We start from the raw sequence: 18269 nt of genomic DNA on the forward strand, positions 1-18269 counted from the left end.
TTATACTATTCCACTGAAAGATTTGGCGTTTGAGTTATGAAGCGCCGCCATACATTCTGACAGAATAGAAAGTCCAATCCCTTCAGGCAATGCTGCGCCCAACTGCAACCCTGCTGGCCCTGCAAGTTTACACGGTAATTGTGATTCCTGTAACTCTGCGGTTTGCAGCACGTCTTCTTTTCTATGTGTTGGGCCCAGCAGGGCTAGATAACGTAAACGCGTATCCGTGAGCGATTTCAACACGGAGGCGTCGAGAGAAATACTGTGCGTCATCACTACGGCAGCATCGACATTCTTTTCGTTGCAGAAACACCCCAATGTCTCTATTTCCCCTCGCAGGATGTGATGCGCAGATTGAAAGTAATCGCGTCTTGCATTTGCTGGGCGGGGGTCCCAAAGCGTGACTCGCCAACCTAATTGATGAGCAAGGCAGACTATCGGCCTAGCATCAAACCCTCCACCACAAACGAGAAGGTGAATAGGTGGTTGAATGAAGGTTTTCAGCCAGCGCTGGCCACCTTCATCAAGTCGTTCGCCAATGGTGTTTTTATCAGCCTCTAGCTGGTGAATCCTCTCTGAGGGGATATAGTTCGCTTCTATTTCAGTGCCGCTCATAACAATACGCTGATAGTAGAAGCCAGATCTTCTTTGTTTCAACTGAGCATGAATAACATCGAGGCTTAAGTAGCCATTACCCGCGTGGATTGGCTGCAGCATAATATGAACGGTGCCGCCACAGCCAATACCAAGTTGGAAAGACAAATCGTCTTCATCCTGGCTGTCATAAGTCAGAGTGCAGGCTTCACCTGTCATTATCACCTTTTTTGCATGTCGCTGAATGTCTGATTCCAAACATCCTCCGCTTAGCATACCGAGTTGTTGACCCAGGCTACTAAAAAGCATCATTGCACCGGCTTTTCGGTAACAAGGTCCTTCCGTTTCATAAACAGTACCGAGTACCCACTCGGCATTGTCTCTTTCCGGAAACCACTCTTTCAGTAAATGATGTAGGTGGTTTGCCATTCCCCCTCCTTCATGACGCTGAGATTAGGAAAGTTTCATTGGTAAATTGTGTAGTCGCTGGCCTGTTGCCGCAAACACCGCATTTGCGACTGCTGGTGCGATAGGTGGCGTGCCGGGTTCGCCCACACCGGTTGGTGCTTCTGCAGATGGCACAATATGCACCTCGATTTCTGGCATCTGCATTTCTCTAAGTACCAGATAATCGTGGAAGTTTGACTGTACTGTGGCACCATCCTGCAGCGTGATTTCACTGACAAGCGCGGGTGACAGGCCAAAGCCGATACCCCCTTGCACCTGGGTTTTTATGATGTCTGGATTGATGGCAACACCGCAATCAACGGCACAAACGACCTTATCAACCGTGATCTGACCATTCTCGACAGTCACCTCGACAATCTGAGCGACAAACGTACGGAATGATTCATGAACCGCGACACCGCGCCCTTTGCCTTGTGGCAGTGGCTTACCCCAGTCTGACTTTTCAACTGCCAAATTCAGAACATCAAGATGACGAGGGTGGTTTTTCAATAGAGCGCGGCGCATCTCTACAGGATCTTTACCTGCTTTGTGCGACAGTTCATCAAAGAACGTTTCTGTCGAATACGCAGTATGGGTGTGTCCTACAGAGCGCCACCACAAAACAGGAACAGGTTGTTGAACGGTATGTAGTTCAATAGCTAGGTTGGGGATGGTATAAGGCAGAGTGGAAGCTCCTTCAACTGAAGATGAATCGATACCGTCTTTGATCATAAAGCTCTCGAATGCAGTTCCGGCAGCGATTGATTGCCCGACAATACGTTGTTCCCATGCCGAGATGTTGCCTTCATCGTCGACTGCGCCACGGATTTTGTGAATATACATGGGGCGGTAGTAACCCGCACGCATGTCATCTTCACGTGTCCAAACCAGTTTGACGGGCACACCGGGCCGCGTTTTGGCAATCATTGTCGCTTCAACAACGTAGTCTGCCTGTGGGTTAGCTCGACGTCCGAAACTACCTCCCGCAAACAAGGTGTTGATGGTTACGTTCTCTGGCTTGATACCAAGTAACGTGGCAACAGCAAACTGATCGATCGTTTGAATCTGTGCGCCGTACCAAAGCTCGGCTTTGCCATCTCCAACCAAAACCACACAGTTCATGGGTTCCATCGGTGAATGGGAAAGGTAGGGGAAATAGTAAGTGGCTTCGACAACGTTTTCGGCGCTATCGAGAACTTTACTGGCTTCACCATCGTTGCGGGCCGGAAGGCCGGGTGTTTGGGCAAGCGCTGTGTATTCAGTTTTCAGCTGTTCAGTGTTCTTTGTGAACGCAGAGCGATCCCACTCAATAGACAATTTGTCGCGTCCCGTTTTGGCGCTCCAGAAGTCTTTTGCAACAACAGCAATACCTGCCGGGATTTGGACAACATCGACAACACCGGGCGATCGTTTCGCAGCAGTGGCATCAAACGAAACGACTTTTGCACCAAATGCTGGTGGATGAGCCACTAACGCGGTCAGCATGCCCTCTAGTTGTACGTCCTGTGTGAAGGTCGCAGTGCCGTTGCTTTTGCCTGTATCTTTTCGGGCAGTTCCTGTTTTACCGATGATAGTGAATTGGTCCGGCGTTTTTAGGACCACTTGATCATCAGAAGGCACTGATTGGAGTGCTGCAAGTTCGGCCATCTCACCATAGCTGGCTGATTTTCCCGCACCAGAATGGGAGAGGGTGCTGTTGCTCGCCATGATTTCTGCAGCAGGGACTTCCCACACTTTGGCAACAGCGTTCACCAGCATTGCTTTGGCTTTTGCGCCTGCCATGCGGAGCTGCATGAAGGAGTTTGCGATAGCGGTACTGCCGCCTGTGCCTTGCACTGGGCCAAACAGAAGGTTGTTATATTCGTTGGCGTTTGCAGGAGCAGCCTCTGTGGTGACTTTACTCCAATCTGCATCGAGTTCGTCGGCAGCAATGGTTGCCAAGCCCGTAGTTACGCCTTGGCCCATGTCCAAGTGCTTAATCATGATGGTGACAGTGTCATCTGAACCGACCTGCACAAAAGCGTTGGGTTCAAAAGCCTTACCCGCTGTTTCACTGGCACCGGCAGCAACAGAAGGGAGGTGAACGCCTAAGGTTAAGCCAGCACCGGCTGTTGAAATGAGTTTGATGAAGTTACGGCGACTGGTTCCCGCCTGTTTAGTATTTTTGAGGAAAGCCTCTTCAGGCACATAACTGTTCAGAAAATCGCGCATGGTTCTATCCCTGTCTCAGTTCAGTGGCTGCTTGCTTGATGGCTTCACGAATACGGACATAGGCCGCACAGCGGCAAATGTTTCCGTTCATGGCTGCATCAATGTCTGCGTCGGTAGGGGATGGATTGCTGGCAAGTAGTGCGCTGGCAGCCATGATCTGGCCTGATTGGCAGTATCCACATTGCGGGACTTGTATCTCTTCCCATGCGGCTTGAACGGCTTTGGAAGCCTTTGACTCAATACCTTCAATGGTGGTGATTTTCTGCCCTGCAACGGCAGAGACTGGGGTGACACAAGAACGAATGGGTTGACCACCCATATGAACAGTACACGCGCCACATTGTGCGACACCGCATCCAAACTTAGTGCCTGTTAAGTTGAGGTTGTCACGAATGGCCCAGAGTAATGGGGTGTCCGCTGGTACATCGAGCTCAAGGTCCTGTCCGTTAATATTCACGGATACGCTCATAGTAGTCTCCTTTCGTACATAGAACGGCAGCGTATTTAGCCCTGACGCACATAACTGTGGTCGTTAGTCCTTATTTACTATGTATTCAATCTATGGCTAATGTTATAGAGATGTTCCAGAACTCTTGCCTAATACTCCGGAGTTTATGATGTGTATCATTCTCCGTGCGTGTTTCGTATCATAATCCTACGGCACGTAGATAATGTTCAGGGAAATGTTAACAAATGGAATTTGCCTCTTCGCTAGCCAAGCAGGTATTTGGAAAAGTGAACGGGGAGTGTATACACCCCTCTGATATTCCGGGTTTGAAGCTTTATGCCAGCATCGAGAAAGTAGATTTGATGCCGATTGTTCTTCAACCATCAATTTGCTTTGTCCTGCAAGCAGAGAAATGTGTATCGACGGGTAAGCAAGCGTTTGTCTACGGCGAAGACTCTTACTTGATCAATTCTGTTACGCGCCCGGTCGAGGCGAGTCTTTTGGGTGTAAGCAAAGAGCGTCCATATGTGGGTTTCAGCCTGGCTATTGACCAGCAAATGGTTGGCCAATTGATGATGGAAATGTCCCCCTGGCAACAAGATGCATCATCCCATCCGCAGCGCGACTTTACTCAATCGACGACAATGACCCCGGCGATTCAAAACGTTATCACTCGGTTGTTGGGTTTACTGGAAGCACCTATGGATAGAGACATACTTTCGCCTTCGATATTCAGGGAGCTTTATTACGAGGTGTTGAAAGGGCCGTGTGGTGGGTTGTTACGTAACTGCGTGACTAATCATGCGGGTGCGAACCGAATTGCTCCAGTTGTTCACTATATTGAGCAAAACTTTGAGCGAAATTTGGCGATTGAGGAGATCGCCAGCGTGGCGGGAATGAGTGCATCGACTTTGCACGAGCACTTTAAGCAGGTGACGATGGTCTCGCCGATGAATTATGTAAAATCATTAAGGTTACACAAAGCGCGCTCTTTGTTGTCTTCAGGGTATAAAGTTTCAGAAGTTTGTTATGAAGTGGGATACAGCAGTCCATCTCAGTTTAGCCGAGAGTTTAAACGCTATTTTGGTTTTACACCCAGTGAAGCGCGCTCTCTAGTCTCTATCATTGAATAAAGCGTGCTCGGTCATCAAAAATGGAAAACGGGCATCAAGCCCGCTTTGACATACCGGATGCCTCAAATTAGAAGTTGAATAACACATCAAAATAGAATTGTTCTTTATAGAGGCCATTCGCCCTGTAGGTAGCACCTATAGACAAAATATCCGTTGAATGAAATCGTCCGCCTAACTCGACTACCGAACGGGTATCATCTGAGTCAAAGGCGACTTGGCCAACTAAAAGGTTGGCTTCAATTTGCGGAAGTATCCAAGCTTTAACACCTACGTTCACGCCATAAGCAAGCTCACCCCAGTCGTGTTTTTCATCTTCAGGGAATTTCACTGAATAGACTCTCGCATCTCCGAGCACATCAACGAAACCATTAATTGGAGCATGGAAGCCTGCACCACCAGAAACGACCCAGTCGCCTTGAAACTGGCTGCTGGCGTTTACTATAAAATGTGCACCATCCATAAAAGCAAGCCTTCCTGTCCCAGCAAGGCCAGAAGGATTAGATGTAAAACCGACTTCTAAATTAGTGTAATTAAAATTGGTCGCCATTGAGGCTGTCGAAGTCAGTGCCAGTGCGGTGAGAACCGCTTTGATTACTAGCGTTTTTTTTGAATTATTCACAGCATTCCTTGCAGCAAGCGTTTTTTGCAACATAGTTCAAAGTGTATGGCTACCTGTGCGAAAACTTTAGTGACGATGCAAATAACTTTGACCGCGATTACAAAGAATTTGTCGCTAAACGATTGTGTTAGCATTTTTTTGTAATCACTATGATATCTTTACTTTTCATATCTAGACTTCACACCTTTCGGATTCATCCATGCTATCTACCTCCAAAGCCCTCATGGTACAGGGCACTGCGTCTGACGCTGGTAAAAGCGTTGTTGTTGCGGGTCTCTGCCGCGTTCTTTCGCGTCGTGGCGTGAAAGTTGCCCCCTTCAAACCACAAAATATGGCGCTCAATAGCGCAGTGACAGAAGACGGTGGAGAGATTGGTCGCGCACAAGCGTTTCAGGCATTTGCCTGTGGAATTGAGCCCACGGTTCACATGAACCCTATTTTGTTAAAGCCAAGTACGGACTGTGCGGCACAGGTTATTGTGCAAGGAAAGGCAGTCGATGCCATGAATACCATTGGCTTCCAATCTTACAAAACGTTTGCAATGACGCCTGTGTTGGAATCATTCGAAAGACTGATCTCAGAATATGACTGTGTGCTTATCGAGGGAGCGGGCAGTCCTGCTGAGGTCAACTTGCGTGAAAACGACATTGCGAATATGGGATTTGCAGAAGAGGCTGACGTTCCGGTGATTATTGTTGCCGATATAGACAGGGGAGGTGTATTCGCGCATTTGGTTGGAACTTTGGATTGTCTATCCCAATCAGAGCGGGATCGAGTAGTTGGCTTCGTCATTAACCGTTTTCGCGGGGATGTCAGCCTTCTGGAGCCTGGGCTGGATTGGCTTGAAGAAAAAACAGGGAAGCGGGTCCTCGGCGTTGTTCCATATCTTCAGGGTTTGATGCTTGATGCTGAAGATGCAATCGACACCAAACAGGAAAATATTGATCCCAGTAAAAACGTCCTGAATGTTGCTGTTCCCGTTCTGCCGCGTATTAGCAATCACACTGACTTCGATGCATTACGAGCCCATCCACAGGTTAACTTGCAATATGTTGCGCCAGGAAAACCCATTCCTCCGTGTGATTTGATTGTAGTGCCGGGCAGTAAAAGTGTAATTTCAGACCTAACCAGTCTAAGAGAGTTTGGCTGGGGCGCACAGATTCAAAAGCACCTAAGATATGGCGGAAAAGTCGTCGGTATTTGTGGGGGTTACCAGATGCTAGGTAAACACATCTATGACCCGTTAGGACTGGAAGGCAATCAACTGGATGCCGCTGGACTAGGTTATCTTGAAGCCACTACTGTGATTGAAAAAGAGAAAGTCCTGACGAAGAAGTCAGGGCAGCTTCATCTGAATGGGAAGGTGAGTGAAGTCACAGGATATGAGATTCATATGGGTGTAACCACATCAAAAGGTGTGAACCCTGTCGCCTGTGGTGAGGGTGATAATGGCCTTATCAATACGGATAACAATGTTTTTGGGACATACTGGCATGGTTTGTTCGATCATCCACAGGCGTTAGCACTCATTCTCGAATGGGCAGGACTAAATGGTGAAAAAGGTATTGATTTAATAAAAGAAAAACAACATAGCATTGATGCACTAGCGGATGCGCTGGAAGAGCATCTGGATCTTGCTCTCCTCTTTCAAAACACGGCAGAAAGTTAATTGCTAGCACTTAATTCTAAAATATTCAATCTTTAAGTGTTATAAAAATATCCATAAAAGCGTAAAAATAGGTTTGCACTCTTTTTGGAATGGCGATAAGTTAACTACAAATAATTAAGGAATACGCACTGAACCAGTGAAGGTCGGTGTGAAGAATGTAGCAAGGGTGAATGAATGAGCTTCCATCAAACAGACGATGTCCGAATTAGTAAAATAAAAGAGCTTCTACCACCGGTAGCGGTGCTGGAGAAGTTTCCTGCGACTGAAAATGCGTCTGAAACGGTGTTTAACGCTCGTCAGGCCATTCACAATATTCTGAACGATAAGGACGATCGCCTTCTCGTTATCATCGGTCCTTGTTCAATTCATGACCCAGAAGCGGCAGTTGAATACGGCAAGAAACTAAAAGTTATTCGTGACAAACTGAGTGACAAATTAGAAATCGTAATGCGCGTATACTTCGAGAAACCGCGTACAACAGTGGGTTGGAAAGGTCTGATCAATGACCCTTACCTAGACAACAGCTTTAAGCTGAATGATGGCCTGCGTATGGGACGTAAACTGCTATTGGATATCACTGATATGGGTCTGCCGACTGCGGGAGAATTCCTAGATATGATCACACCACAGTACATGGGCGATCTGATCAGCTGGGGCGCGATTGGTGCGCGTACCACTGAATCTCAGGTTCACCGTGAGCTGGCGTCAGGTCTGTCTTGCCCGGTAGGTTTCAAAAACGGCACTGATGGCAACATTAAAATCGCGACAGATGCGATTAGCTCAGCCGAGTCTCCTCACCATTTCTTGTCAGTAACAAAATACGGGCATTCCGCGATTGTCGAAACTGCAGGTAATGAAGATTGCCACATTATTTTGCGCGGTGGTAAAGAGCCAAACTATTCAGCAGAACATGTTGCTGCAATCACAGAGCAACTGGATTCCGCTAAGTTGCGTAATAAGCTAATGATCGACTTTAGCCATGCGAATAGCAGTAAGCAATACAAGCGCCAGGTAGTAGTGGGTGAAGACGTTGCAAACCAGATTGCTGGCGGCAATGATGCAATCTTCGGTGTGATGATTGAAAGCCATCTTGTAGAAGGGCGTCAGGATCTGGTTGATGGTAAGGCACCAACTTATGGCCAAAGCATCACCGATGCATGTATCGGCTGGGATGACACTGAGAAAGTGTTAAATACTCTGGCAGATGCTGTTCAAGAGCGTAGAGCTGCCAAGAAGTAAGCTTAGCTAACTCCTTCAGACTTCGTGAAACCGCCAAAGTTTTTGTGACTTTGGCGGTTTTTATTTGTCTTTTTGCCAGCATTAAACAAACGGTTTCAAAGCTTCTCTGTATCGCTAATAGCCTACTTTATGAGAATGTTTACTTTTAATTTCATAAAAAATCGCTTGCTAACTGCGTAACTGAAAAATAGGGCGGTTTGACATACATTCAGCACATAATCGCGCGATCAATCTGTAATTAAAGACCTTTCCAACAGTATTTTTCATCATCGTTATTTGCAACCAAAGAAAGCGCTTTCAAAATGAATTTATAGAGATATATATCGTATATGCTCGATTTGCTGTGTTTTAGCAGAGCTAGGTAATATCTCAACACGGATTTCACATATGGTTAACATTTTGCTATGTCACAACACGTAGAAACAACAGCAGGTGAGCTTCACGACGCAAGGGAGAGCGTTCCAGTTATACAGAAAGGGGCTTATGGCGCAGGTACGCTGACGCTTAACCTTCTTCCTGGTGCTTTGGGGGTTTTCTCCTTCTTCCTTATTACCGCTTTCGGCATGGATCCTTTCCTAGCAGGTCTGTTAGGTGGTCTTCCAAGGTTGTTCGATGCCATCACTGACCCAATCATGGGTTTTATCACTGACAACACCAAATCACGTTGGGGTAGACGACGTCCTTATATTGTCGTTGGTGCAATCTTGAGTGGCGTGTTATTTGCCATGCTTTGGCAACTCGATCCTGAAGCATCACAAGAGTACAACTTTTGGTATTTCCTTATTTTCTCTTTGATCTTCACCATTGGTAACACTATGTTTGCAACGCCGTTCGTCGGTCTGGGTTATGAAATGACCTCTGATTACAACGAGCGCACACGCCTGATGGCTTTTGCAAATACGATGGGTCAGGTAGCTTGGATGATTGTACCCTGGTTCTGGGTATTGATTGCAGACCCTGACTTATTCAGCAGCCAAGCAGAGGGTGTTCAACAATTGTCATTGTTTGTGGCAGGTGCGTGTATCACCTTGGGTATCCTTCCTGGACTGTTTTGTAAAGGCATTGATGCTTCTGACATGGGTAACCGCGCAGAGATTTCCTTTAAAACGATTTTCTCTAACCTGAAGGAAGTATTTAAAGGCATTAAGCAAGTCTTCAGGAACAAGCCTTTTGTACGCCTTTGCGGTGCGACATTCCTGGTTTTCAATGGATTCCAGCTCGTTGCATCTTTCAGCTTCTTTATCATCGTGTTCCACATGTTTGGTGGTGACTACGGTGCAACGGGTACCTGGCCTGCATGGTTCTCTACGGTTAGTGCCATTGTCACTGCGTTTGTTGTTATTCCGGTAATTACTTGGATGGCGAACAAATGGGGTAAGCGTAATGCCTTTATCATCTCTACCACGATTTCCATTGTTGGATATGGCCTGAAGTGGTGGGGCTTTGACCCAAGCAACCCTTGGATGATCTTTATGCCAATCCCATTGATGTCTTTCGGTATTGGCGGCCTGTTTACTCTGATGATGAGTATGACGGCTGACGTCTGTGACATGGATGAGTTGGATAACGGCATGCCACGTAAAGAAGGAACATTTGGTGCAATCTACTGGCTAATGGTGAAAATTGGTCAGGCGCTGGCACTTATCCTAGGGGGTTTGGTATTGAAAGTAGTTGGCTTCGACCCAGGTGCAGGTGCGCAGTCTGTTGAAACCATCACGAACCTTCGCTTAGCGGATATCATTATTCCCGCGTCTACAGCACTGCTGGCGATTCTGGTAATGTGGAAGTATGACCTAACAGAAGAAAAAGCACGGGCAATCAAGCAAAAACTGATTGAGTTGCGCGGCGAGCTTTAAGCAACAAAAACAATAGCAAAGCGAGGCTCTGACCTCGCTTTTTGGTGTTATGACACCTGGATTAAATGGCTTCGATAAAATCTGTGGTTTTCAGTCCGTTCATGTCTCTGACGATTTGTTCGAAGATTTTGCAGGAGACATCGATTAATGCATCAGGAAAATCGTAGCGTGAATCGTGCAATGGAGGATGCTCAATACCACTTCCGAGTCCGAAGAATGCTGAAGGCCAAATACGGGAATACTCAGAAAAATCTTCAGACCAACGCATCGGATTTTCAAGATCGTTGTAATCGAAGCCTAACCCCTTACAAGCTTGTTTTAATAGCATGTTGGCTTCACTGTGGTTGATAATCGCATTGAACTTGTCAAACCATTCGATATTTAGTCTTAGTCCATCTCTTTCTGCGTATCGCGTTGCCATTTCTTCAACGTCAGAGCACAGTGAATGAAAACACTTGTTGCTGTCGCTTCTCACCGTCGCCATCAAGGCAGCTTCCGCAGGTGTTGTTCCAAAGGCAGGGTGCCCCATATTGACATGAACAATGGTCGCTAAAGAAAAGCTGCTGGGCATATTTTGAGGCAATCGCTCAATATCTAGCATTAACTCTCTCAGAGCACGCGTCGGGTTCACTGCCGTTTCAGGGTAAGCGGCATGAGCGGTCTTGCCCTTTAAAGTGATAGAAACACCGGCAGACGCGCAAGCGAATGTGTTTTCACGGCAAAGAACTTGTCCAAGAGGGTGGCCTGGAACATTGTGATAGCCAAACGCATAATCGATTTTATCCATAGACCAGCTTTCGTCATCTAACATTGCCCGTGCGCCCTGGCCGTTTTCTTCCGAAGGTTGAAAAATAAGAGTGATCTTTCCTCTTTGTAGGGATGACATAGACAAACGATAGGCTAACGCCATCAAACTCGCTGAATGACCGTCGTGACCGCATGCGTGCATGATGCCCTTAGCATTCGAACAATGGGAGTGTGTGGCGACTTCATCTATGGGAAGGGCATCGGTGTCAGCGCGAAATAAAAGGTGAGGGCCCGGTATGCCGCTTTCTAGGGTTAATGCTATCCCATGACCACCAATTTTTACCTGAGGATCGTAGCCGAAGCTCCGCAGCGTATCGGCGATTAACTTTGCGGTTTTCTCTTCAAAACCAGAGAGTTCAGGCATTTTATGTAATTGGTGTCTAAACAGGATAGGGTTGAACATGATTCCCCCAAACAACCGGAAACAAGCTCCACACTCTACGCGTTGAAGCACACCATTTATGTGATCGAAGTCAGATCTATGAGGGCATGCTGATCAGAGTTGTTATTCGTTATTTTTGTGCTTTGTTGAACAAAAAAATGGCAGGTTTAACCTACCACTTTTGTTGAGACAAATTGCCGGAAAATTACTTACGAATGCCTTCCACGTGCAATTCAAGGTCAACGTAGCTTGAAGGCCCCATTACGGCGATGTCGTAGTCTTTAAGCTCTAGGCGAGTTGTGCCTTCAAAACCTGCGCGATAGCCACCCCAAGGATCATTACCTGCGCCAATGAAATTAGCTGCAATTGAAATAGGGTTGGTTTTACCATGCAGTGTCAGGTCACCATTGATGGTGATTGAGCCGTCGCCGTTGTCTTCTACTGACGTGCTCTTAAAGGTGGCAGAAGAAAACTTGGATGCATTAATAAAATCTCCACTGCGCAGGTGCTTATCACGCTCAGCATGGTTTGAATCCAGACTGGTAGTATCGATGTTTACTGCCACTGTGGAAGCTGTAACGTCTGCTGGGTCGTAGGAAAACTCACCGTCAAAGTTGTTGAAACGACCTTTGATGAAACTGTAGCCGAGATGTGGAACTTTGAAGTTAATTGACGCGTGAGCACCACTGGTGTCGATCACGTAATCATCCGCAGTAGCCATCGCCGGCAACATGGTTACCGCAGCGAATCCCAGAGCAACAAGTGTTTTTTTCATAGCGATTTGTCTCCAATCATTTTCCGTAACGTATTGTCTTTATCAATAAAGTGGTGCTTTAGTGCCGCAGCCGCATGAAGAATGGCCAAGCCAATCAATGTGAAGGCAGCGTAGTAGTGAATCGCGCCAGCAATATCTGACTGGTTAGTGAAGAGCTCTCCGAGAGCCGGGACTTCAAACCAGTTAAATACCTCTATTGCGCGACCATCAGATGTCGAGATCAGATAGCCAGACGTGAATATAACGAACAACAAAATATAGATGAGGCGGTGAGCCGAGTGCGCAGCAGTTCTTTCCAGGCGATTTCCCTCGATCTGCGGTGCGCCCTTAAAACTGCGCCACAATACTCTGAATACAGTCAATACCGCGAGAAGAATGCCGACGGATTTATGCCAGTAAGGAGCGGTTTTGTACCAACTGCTGTAGTAGGTGAGATCGACCATCCAAAGGCCTACTGCAAACAAGCCAACAACGACCAGTGCTGTCAACCAGTGGATGGCGCGTAAAACCGCATTGTATTGCGTGGGTTGTTCCATCTTCCGTTCGTGTCCAATGTAATAAGTTAATGAGAATTATAATCATCATTAAATGTAGGTGAACCGGATACAACTGAACGACTTATTCGAAAATCTTGATGGAACTCTTTAAATTAGGGCCAATTAGTCTTCTTGCTGCCAGCTCAAACTGAGTGAGACTGAGTCGGCAAAACGCAGAGCGTGAGGCTTGTCGATGGTTACATTGGCATAGGTCACCCAATGGTGAGAACGAGAGATATCCAGCACGCTGGAAACTAATTTCTCTAACAACAGAAAGCGACCATTTTCGACATGATCAATGATCGATTTGGTGATCACTTTGTAATTCAAAGCCTCTTCAACATTGTCGTTCATACACGCTTTATCGCCAGGGTAATGTATTTCAATGTTAAGCACGACATCCTGTTTCTTCTGTTGCTCTTCAGGGTTAAAACCAATGTAGGTACGCAGGCGAAGATTTGTAATTTTGATAATGGCATTTTGCATAGCACAGCCTCCGTTCTTATTTGAGTGCTCGACCGCCATCTAGATTGATGCTTTGGCCGGTCATATAATTACTGTTCATAATGAATTCTACGGCGTTGACAACTTCTTGTTCGCCGGGCGCGATAGCCATAAGTGATTTAGATAGGGCTTTCTTTTTATATGCTTCATCGTCCCCTTCATTAAACATAATCAGGGCTGGGGCGATGCTGTTAACTTTGACTCCAGGTGCGAGTTTTTTTGCGAAGGATAGGGTCATATTGTCTAACGCTGCTTTACTGGCTGAGTATGCAATATGTTTGTCGCTACCTTTACGCACGACATAGTCTGTGAAGTGGATAATGTCCGACTGGGCTGCTGAATCAGACGCCATAAATGGCGACAACGCAAGATTGAGTAAATAAGGTGCTTTAACGTGTATCTGCATCATGTCATTTAATAGCGCAGCGTAGTCATCGGTTTTGTTTTCCGCATTCCAGTCTGATGCATTATGAATCAATGCGCGAATCTCAACATTGTGCTCTGCAATATCGCGGGCAAATTGATGAATTGCAGTGTCAGAAGAGAAATCAGCCTGTATGCAGGTTACCCCGAGCTCTCTTAGTGCCGATACGCCAGGTTTTTCTGAACGATAAGACGCGATAACGCTAAAACCTTTCGAACAGAAATGGTTAGCAAGCGCTAATCCAATTCGCTGCCCTGCACCAGTGATCACAATTGTTTTATTAGTCATATATCTCTTATGAGGTTTAATGTGCGAAACCCAATACGGACACGGATCAAAAAAGATCAGAAATCGGTAATGATAATTTTAAAATCAGTAAGTTAGATTCTAGCAGAACGTCGAGTGAGGGAAGGATGCAAAAGAGCGTATTGGTGGCTGGCTCACACGGAACCATAGGTAATGCCGTTACCAAACAACTAAAAATAGCCGGGTACGAGATCCTGACAATCAGCCGCGGTCAAGGTTCCTCTCTCAATCATCTCAATATTGCCATGACTGAGCCGGAAAGTGTGGAAGTGATGGAGCAGTGGTTAGCTGAGCGAGCTGAAAATCTTGCCGGTGTGATCCATTGTGTCGGATTTCTGCATGATGAGGTTCGTGGACCAGAGAAGAATCTCAAACAACTCAGCGCTGATTGGCTCAACCTTTCAATGCGAGTCAATGTAATAAGCCACATTCATGTGGCCCAGGCATTGAATAGCATAGTTACACGGCAATCAAATCTCCGTTGGCTATCTCTGAGTGCAAAAGTCGGTAGCATTGAAGATAACGGATTAGGAGGATGGTACAGCTACCGAATGTCCAAAGCGGCGCTCAACATGTTCATTAAAAATCTTTCTATAGAATGGGGGAGGCGAGCCGCGAACTCTTCAGTGATTGCCATGCACCCAGGAACTACACCGAGTGGGTTGTCAGATCCTTTTATTCAGAACTGGCCGAAAGACAAACTTTATAGCCCCGATTTAACGGCAGAGCGAATTGTTTCCGTTTTCGAGAGTATGTCGCCGGAAGGAACGGGAAAATTGTATCATCATGATGGAAGCGTTATTCCGTGGTAGCTATTGCAGGGGATAGCGACGAACGTCGATTACCCTTTTTGACCAATAAGGATTGTCGATCCGGGAGATGGTGACACCCTTGGAGGAAGATGCATGCATAAACTCGTCCTCACCAATATAAATACCGACGTGGTACCTGCTGGCTCCTGTTTTAAAGAAAATGAGGTCTCCATGGCCGGCGGTTGCGAGAGTAATTTTGTCTCCAACCTTGATTTGTTGTCTCGTGGTTCTAGGTAGAGAGTGTTCGTAAACGGCAAGAAACGCTTGTTGGGTAAAAGCTGAACAGTCTATCCCGTGTTTCGAAGCACCACCATATCGATATGGCGTGCCTTTCCATTCGTCGAAATAGGCAAACAGTGCTTGGTATTTTGATATTCCAAATTGGGAATTGGGGAGGCCAAGTGTGCCAGGGCGATTGGTTTCATAATGCGAAGAGTAATCAGCGTCGTCGTCAGATTTCGGAGATTCACAGCCAACCAAAAGGAGGCTGGAAAACAAAACGGTAAAGAGAATCCAATTTCCCGGCATTATCGTTTCCATCGAATTGTTGGGCTGGAGTGACAAAGCGCCTCCCGCTGGAATGCACTTTAAGAAAACAACGCTTGATATCTATACCCCAGCATCTTCAGGTTGTTTGGGTATATTGAGTTTATTGACAGAGAATTTGCTACGCAATAGTGAAATATCCGTGGTGTTACAGAAATCTCAAGCCTGGAACTCTATGCAGCGGTTTGATTCCTACGCACATACCATTCTGTAATGTAATCAGCTAAGGCAAGCACTGCGGGCTCATTTGCTCCTGGCTTGATGGCTAACCCATTCGCGATGGCGGTTTCTAGAGAGTGACAGTTTATTCGCTCAAGCAAATCCATTTTGTCTGTGACTGAACACGCCGCGATAAGAGAAACTGCCATGCCAGATTCAATGGCAGCATTAAGCCCGTGGAAGTCTGCTGCAGTCAACACAACCTGATGCGAAATATTTGCCCGATTCAGTAGTTCCAATGCTAAACGACCCCAACGACAATCACTTTCTATGGCAACTGGCAGTGGCTTGTCCTTGCAGTAGCTAACATGACGTGATTTGGCCCACACAAGTCTTACTGTAGATAGCTGTGTGACAGGGTAACTCTCATCGTGAATATTAACTAAAGCCATGTCAAGTCGACCATCTTGAACCTGTTTTAAGAGACGTTGACTACTGTTGCTTTGCACCGACAGCTGAAGGTTTGGATAGCGCTCAGTAAAACCGTTCAAAACCTGGCGGAAAATAAGGTTCACGTAATCATCACAAACCCCAAATTTGACCATGCCATTCATGTCTGGGCTGTGAAAATGGGAAATTGCCTGATCATTCAAGTTGAGTATTTGTCTGGCATAGCTAACCAAGGTTAAACCATGAGAAGTTAATACGTGTCGTCTTCCTTGCTTTTGGAAGATGGCGACACCTGCCAATTCTTCCAGCTTTTTCATCTGCATACTCACTGCAGATTGTGTTCTATGGACGCTGTCTGCGGCTGCAGCGAAATTCCCGCAATCAGCTATCGCGATCAAAGTGCGGAGTTGGTCTATGTCGAAGTTTGTCATTACTTCAGCTCCTTTGAAGTATCAAGTAAAAAAGATTGGCTTTTCTTAATAATTAAATTGATTAAATATTGAACTGTCAATAGGGGGAGCAAAAACGGTACTAGGGGAGAGAAGATATGGTGGTCAAAACGAATAACAATGATTTCATAAATGAAGGCTGGAAAAGCCTAGCTAGAGCCGCATACCGAGAAGGTCTACTTGCAAAGTTAGTGCATGCAATGTGGTACTTCAACCGAAAGCACTTTTTAATTCAGGAGCTATCCAAAAACCTGGATGATGAGCGATTTTTACAAGACGTTGGACTTACTCGAGCAGAAGTAGAAAGAGAAATTCAAAAGCTACGCCGTAGTAAACCATTTTAAGAATCGAGTCCTGGGATACTTCCGCATATCCAGCCGCACGCTACTCTGGTGTTGCGGTTTTTTTATCTTTATATACACAAACGACCTGAAGATGCAGGATTTAGCGAGATTGACTGGCGTTGTGATCGTGGGGTGCCTTCTCAGGTGTAGTATATGAAGCATGATGATCATGAGCATTGTTTGATTTGCTATTGGGAGATTTTTGCTTCTAATAGCGAAGAGTCAGGAGTTGGCTATTGTTGCGGTGGTAACACGTGGCTGTGTCGGGAGTGCTATGAGAAATTCATATCACCTTACCAAAATGAGCCCCCTTGTTGAAGTAAAGGTTTTTTTGAGCAAAATTTTTATCTGCAATTTTATCACTAAAAAGTGGTGAAAATTTAAGTTCTACACTTTTGAAAAGCGCGTCAACTTATAGTCTCAGCCAGCTTAATGAGTCGAGGAAAAAGGCAAAAAAGAACAACAGAAAATAAGCCGGTCGACCCGGCTTACGTAAAAAGCAGTGGGCAAATTGACCCAAAGATAATTTAGGCGTTAAAACTTTATATTTGCCATCAACAGGACACCATTGGACTTGTAGTTATCATGCATAAAGAACCTTCGATACTCTAGCCCAAAACCGATGCTATCGAAGGCAACCAATTCTAAACCTGCGCCTATGTAACCTCCAAGGCCATCAGACGTATCAGTCGTTTTAGCACCAGTTTTTTTAACTTCAATGGACTTTTCCACTTCTGAGTATGTTGCACCACCCATGGCATATGCATTAACAAAGCTCAATAAGTAATGGTTCGCTCTCATCCCTAAGTAAGTATTAGAAAAGTCGATGGTTTCTGTTGTTTCACCCAATAATAAAGAGACCGTAGAACTGGCGATGCCAGAAGCGCCAATGTGTCCAATTTCAGCCGCAAAGTTGGGCTGAAACTGATAGGAGTAATTAAACTGTGCTGCAAAACCCACATCGCTGTCACGACCATCAAGATCAGCGCCCCCAAGCCCCAAACCAATCTGGTGTTGCTGAGCCAATGATGGAAATGATGCAAGTAAAGAAACCAGTAAAACAATAAAGTGTTTCATGATGAGTACCAAAAAAATTTAAAACAGCGTTCGTTATAGTATCGAAATTGTAACTAGTGAATTATGTATGTCCAGTAAAGAGTACAGGCATTCACATAGACTATGAGTGTGAAATCTCGCTCACATTTCCTATTGACATAGTAGGCAATAATCGATAAAGGTCCCGTGATTTTTGCCACAGAGGTCTTATCTTTCACTAACATCGAGGATGAGAAGTGCGACTGTAAGTGTTCATCAAACTAGACAGAGATGCTCAAATGAATTCGCCACCAAGCTCGCAGCGCTAACTCTATTTTCCACCTCAGTTTCTGCTGATATCTACTCACCGTTTTGCCCGTTAGGCTGTCCGGAAGTGAAGGAAGAGAATTACCTTGTTTTCACCCACATCGATGCACTTTCCAACAATCCGACGACCAAGTTCGCGGAACGGAGAGCATATGCAGTGAACTAGATTTGATGTTAGTGGAGGGACGGAGCTTTCA

At 45.9% G+C, this 18269-nt stretch carries 18 protein-coding genes; 6 read left to right on the forward strand and 12 right to left on the reverse strand.

The genetic code is table 11. The features are described from left to right. Genes VP504_RS23525 through VP504_RS23535 form a run of 3 tightly spaced genes read right to left on the reverse strand, consistent with a single transcriptional unit; the run spans window position 1 to window position 3721 of the window. Complete coding sequence (locus tag VP504_RS23525) at window positions 1-1023, reverse strand: XdhC family protein (protein ID WP_325894463.1); 1023 nt, start codon at window positions 1021-1023, stop codon at window positions 1-3. Between the two features lie 24 nt (window positions 1024-1047). Then, window positions 1048-3252, reverse strand: a complete 2205-nt coding sequence (locus VP504_RS23530; protein ID WP_325894464.1) for a xanthine dehydrogenase family protein molybdopterin-binding subunit — start codon at window positions 3250-3252, stop codon at window positions 1048-1050. 4 nt (window positions 3253-3256) lie between these two features. Beyond that, the gene (locus tag VP504_RS23535) at window positions 3257-3721 is read right to left on the reverse strand and encodes a (2Fe-2S)-binding protein (protein WP_325894465.1); all 465 of its coding nucleotides are present in this window, start codon (window positions 3719-3721) and stop codon (window positions 3257-3259) included. A 224-nt stretch (window positions 3722-3945) separates the two neighbouring features. On the opposite strand from VP504_RS23535, the gene VP504_RS23540 reads away from it, so the two are divergent. Then, the gene (locus tag VP504_RS23540; protein ID WP_325894466.1) at window positions 3946-4833 is read left to right on the forward strand and encodes an AraC family transcriptional regulator; all 888 of its coding nucleotides are present in this window, start codon (window positions 3946-3948) and stop codon (window positions 4831-4833) included. Between the two features lie 67 nt (window positions 4834-4900). Here VP504_RS23540 and VP504_RS23545 read toward each other — a convergent pair whose 3' ends face one another. Beyond that, window positions 4901-5452, reverse strand: a complete 552-nt coding sequence (locus VP504_RS23545; RefSeq protein WP_325894467.1) for a hypothetical protein — start codon at window positions 5450-5452, stop codon at window positions 4901-4903. A gap of 199 nt (window positions 5453-5651) precedes the next feature. Between VP504_RS23545 and VP504_RS23550 the strand changes: the two genes are divergently transcribed. The 3 genes from VP504_RS23550 (at window position 5652) to VP504_RS23560 (ending at window position 10216) form a co-directional block, all read left to right on the forward strand. Beyond that, the gene (locus VP504_RS23550; RefSeq protein WP_325894468.1) at window positions 5652-7121 is read left to right on the forward strand and encodes a cobyric acid synthase; all 1470 of its coding nucleotides are present in this window, start codon (window positions 5652-5654) and stop codon (window positions 7119-7121) included. Between the two features lie 174 nt (window positions 7122-7295). Beyond that, complete coding sequence (gene aroG / locus VP504_RS23555) at window positions 7296-8360, forward strand: 3-deoxy-7-phosphoheptulonate synthase AroG (protein WP_325894469.1); 1065 nt, start codon at window positions 7296-7298, stop codon at window positions 8358-8360. 404 nt (window positions 8361-8764) lie between these two features. After that, a complete protein-coding gene (locus VP504_RS23560; RefSeq protein WP_325894470.1) occupies window positions 8765-10216 on the forward strand; it encodes an MFS transporter in 1452 nt (483 codons plus the stop codon). A 61-nt stretch (window positions 10217-10277) separates the two neighbouring features. On the opposite strand, the gene VP504_RS23565 is transcribed toward VP504_RS23560, so the two are convergent. From VP504_RS23565 to folM, 5 genes are all read right to left on the reverse strand, one after another. After that, the gene (locus tag VP504_RS23565; protein ID WP_325894471.1) at window positions 10278-11426 is read right to left on the reverse strand and encodes an amidohydrolase; all 1149 of its coding nucleotides are present in this window, start codon (window positions 11424-11426) and stop codon (window positions 10278-10280) included. Window positions 11427-11610: 184 nt separating this feature from the next. Further along, the gene (locus tag VP504_RS23570) at window positions 11611-12180 is read right to left on the reverse strand and encodes a YceI family protein (protein WP_325894472.1); all 570 of its coding nucleotides are present in this window, start codon (window positions 12178-12180) and stop codon (window positions 11611-11613) included. Further along, window positions 12177-12716: a cytochrome b gene (locus VP504_RS23575; RefSeq protein WP_325894473.1), complete on the reverse strand. Its 540-nt coding sequence runs from the start codon at window positions 12714-12716 to the stop codon at window positions 12177-12179. The genes VP504_RS23570 and VP504_RS23575 overlap by 4 nt, the downstream gene beginning before the upstream one ends. A 123-nt stretch (window positions 12717-12839) precedes the next feature. Continuing rightward, the gene (folX, locus tag VP504_RS23580) at window positions 12840-13202 is read right to left on the reverse strand and encodes a dihydroneopterin triphosphate 2'-epimerase (RefSeq protein WP_325894474.1); all 363 of its coding nucleotides are present in this window, start codon (window positions 13200-13202) and stop codon (window positions 12840-12842) included. Window positions 13203-13218: 16 nt separating this feature from the next. Then, window positions 13219-13932, reverse strand: coding sequence for a dihydromonapterin reductase (gene folM, locus VP504_RS23585; RefSeq protein WP_325894475.1), 714 nt, complete (start codon window positions 13930-13932; stop codon window positions 13219-13221). Between the two features lie 125 nt (window positions 13933-14057). Between folM and VP504_RS23590 the strand changes: the two genes are divergently transcribed. After that, a complete protein-coding gene (locus VP504_RS23590) occupies window positions 14058-14762 on the forward strand; it encodes an SDR family oxidoreductase (RefSeq protein ID WP_325894476.1) in 705 nt (234 codons plus the stop codon). Here VP504_RS23590 and VP504_RS23595 read toward each other — a convergent pair whose 3' ends face one another. Both VP504_RS23595 and VP504_RS23600 read right to left on the reverse strand, forming a co-directional pair. After that, window positions 14763-15290, reverse strand: coding sequence for a C40 family peptidase (locus VP504_RS23595; RefSeq protein WP_325894477.1), 528 nt, complete (start codon window positions 15288-15290; stop codon window positions 14763-14765). A gap of 191 nt (window positions 15291-15481) precedes the next feature. Next, complete coding sequence (locus VP504_RS23600; protein WP_325894478.1) at window positions 15482-16348, reverse strand: LysR family transcriptional regulator; 867 nt, start codon at window positions 16346-16348, stop codon at window positions 15482-15484. Between the two features lie 116 nt (window positions 16349-16464). Here VP504_RS23600 and VP504_RS23605 point away from each other — a divergent pair, with 116 nt between their 5' ends. After that, window positions 16465-16710: a hypothetical protein gene (locus VP504_RS23605; RefSeq protein WP_325894479.1), complete on the forward strand. Its 246-nt coding sequence runs from the start codon at window positions 16465-16467 to the stop codon at window positions 16708-16710. Between the two features lie 534 nt (window positions 16711-17244). Here VP504_RS23605 and VP504_RS23610 read toward each other — a convergent pair. Next, complete coding sequence (locus VP504_RS23610; protein WP_325894480.1) at window positions 17245-17787, reverse strand: outer membrane beta-barrel protein; 543 nt, start codon at window positions 17785-17787, stop codon at window positions 17245-17247. Window positions 17788-18269 lie beyond the last annotated feature (482 nt).

The sequence above is a fragment of the Grimontia sp. NTOU-MAR1 genome (genome assembly GCF_035758505.1).
Taxonomy (GTDB): Bacteria; Pseudomonadota; Gammaproteobacteria; order Enterobacterales; family Vibrionaceae; genus Enterovibrio; species Enterovibrio marinus.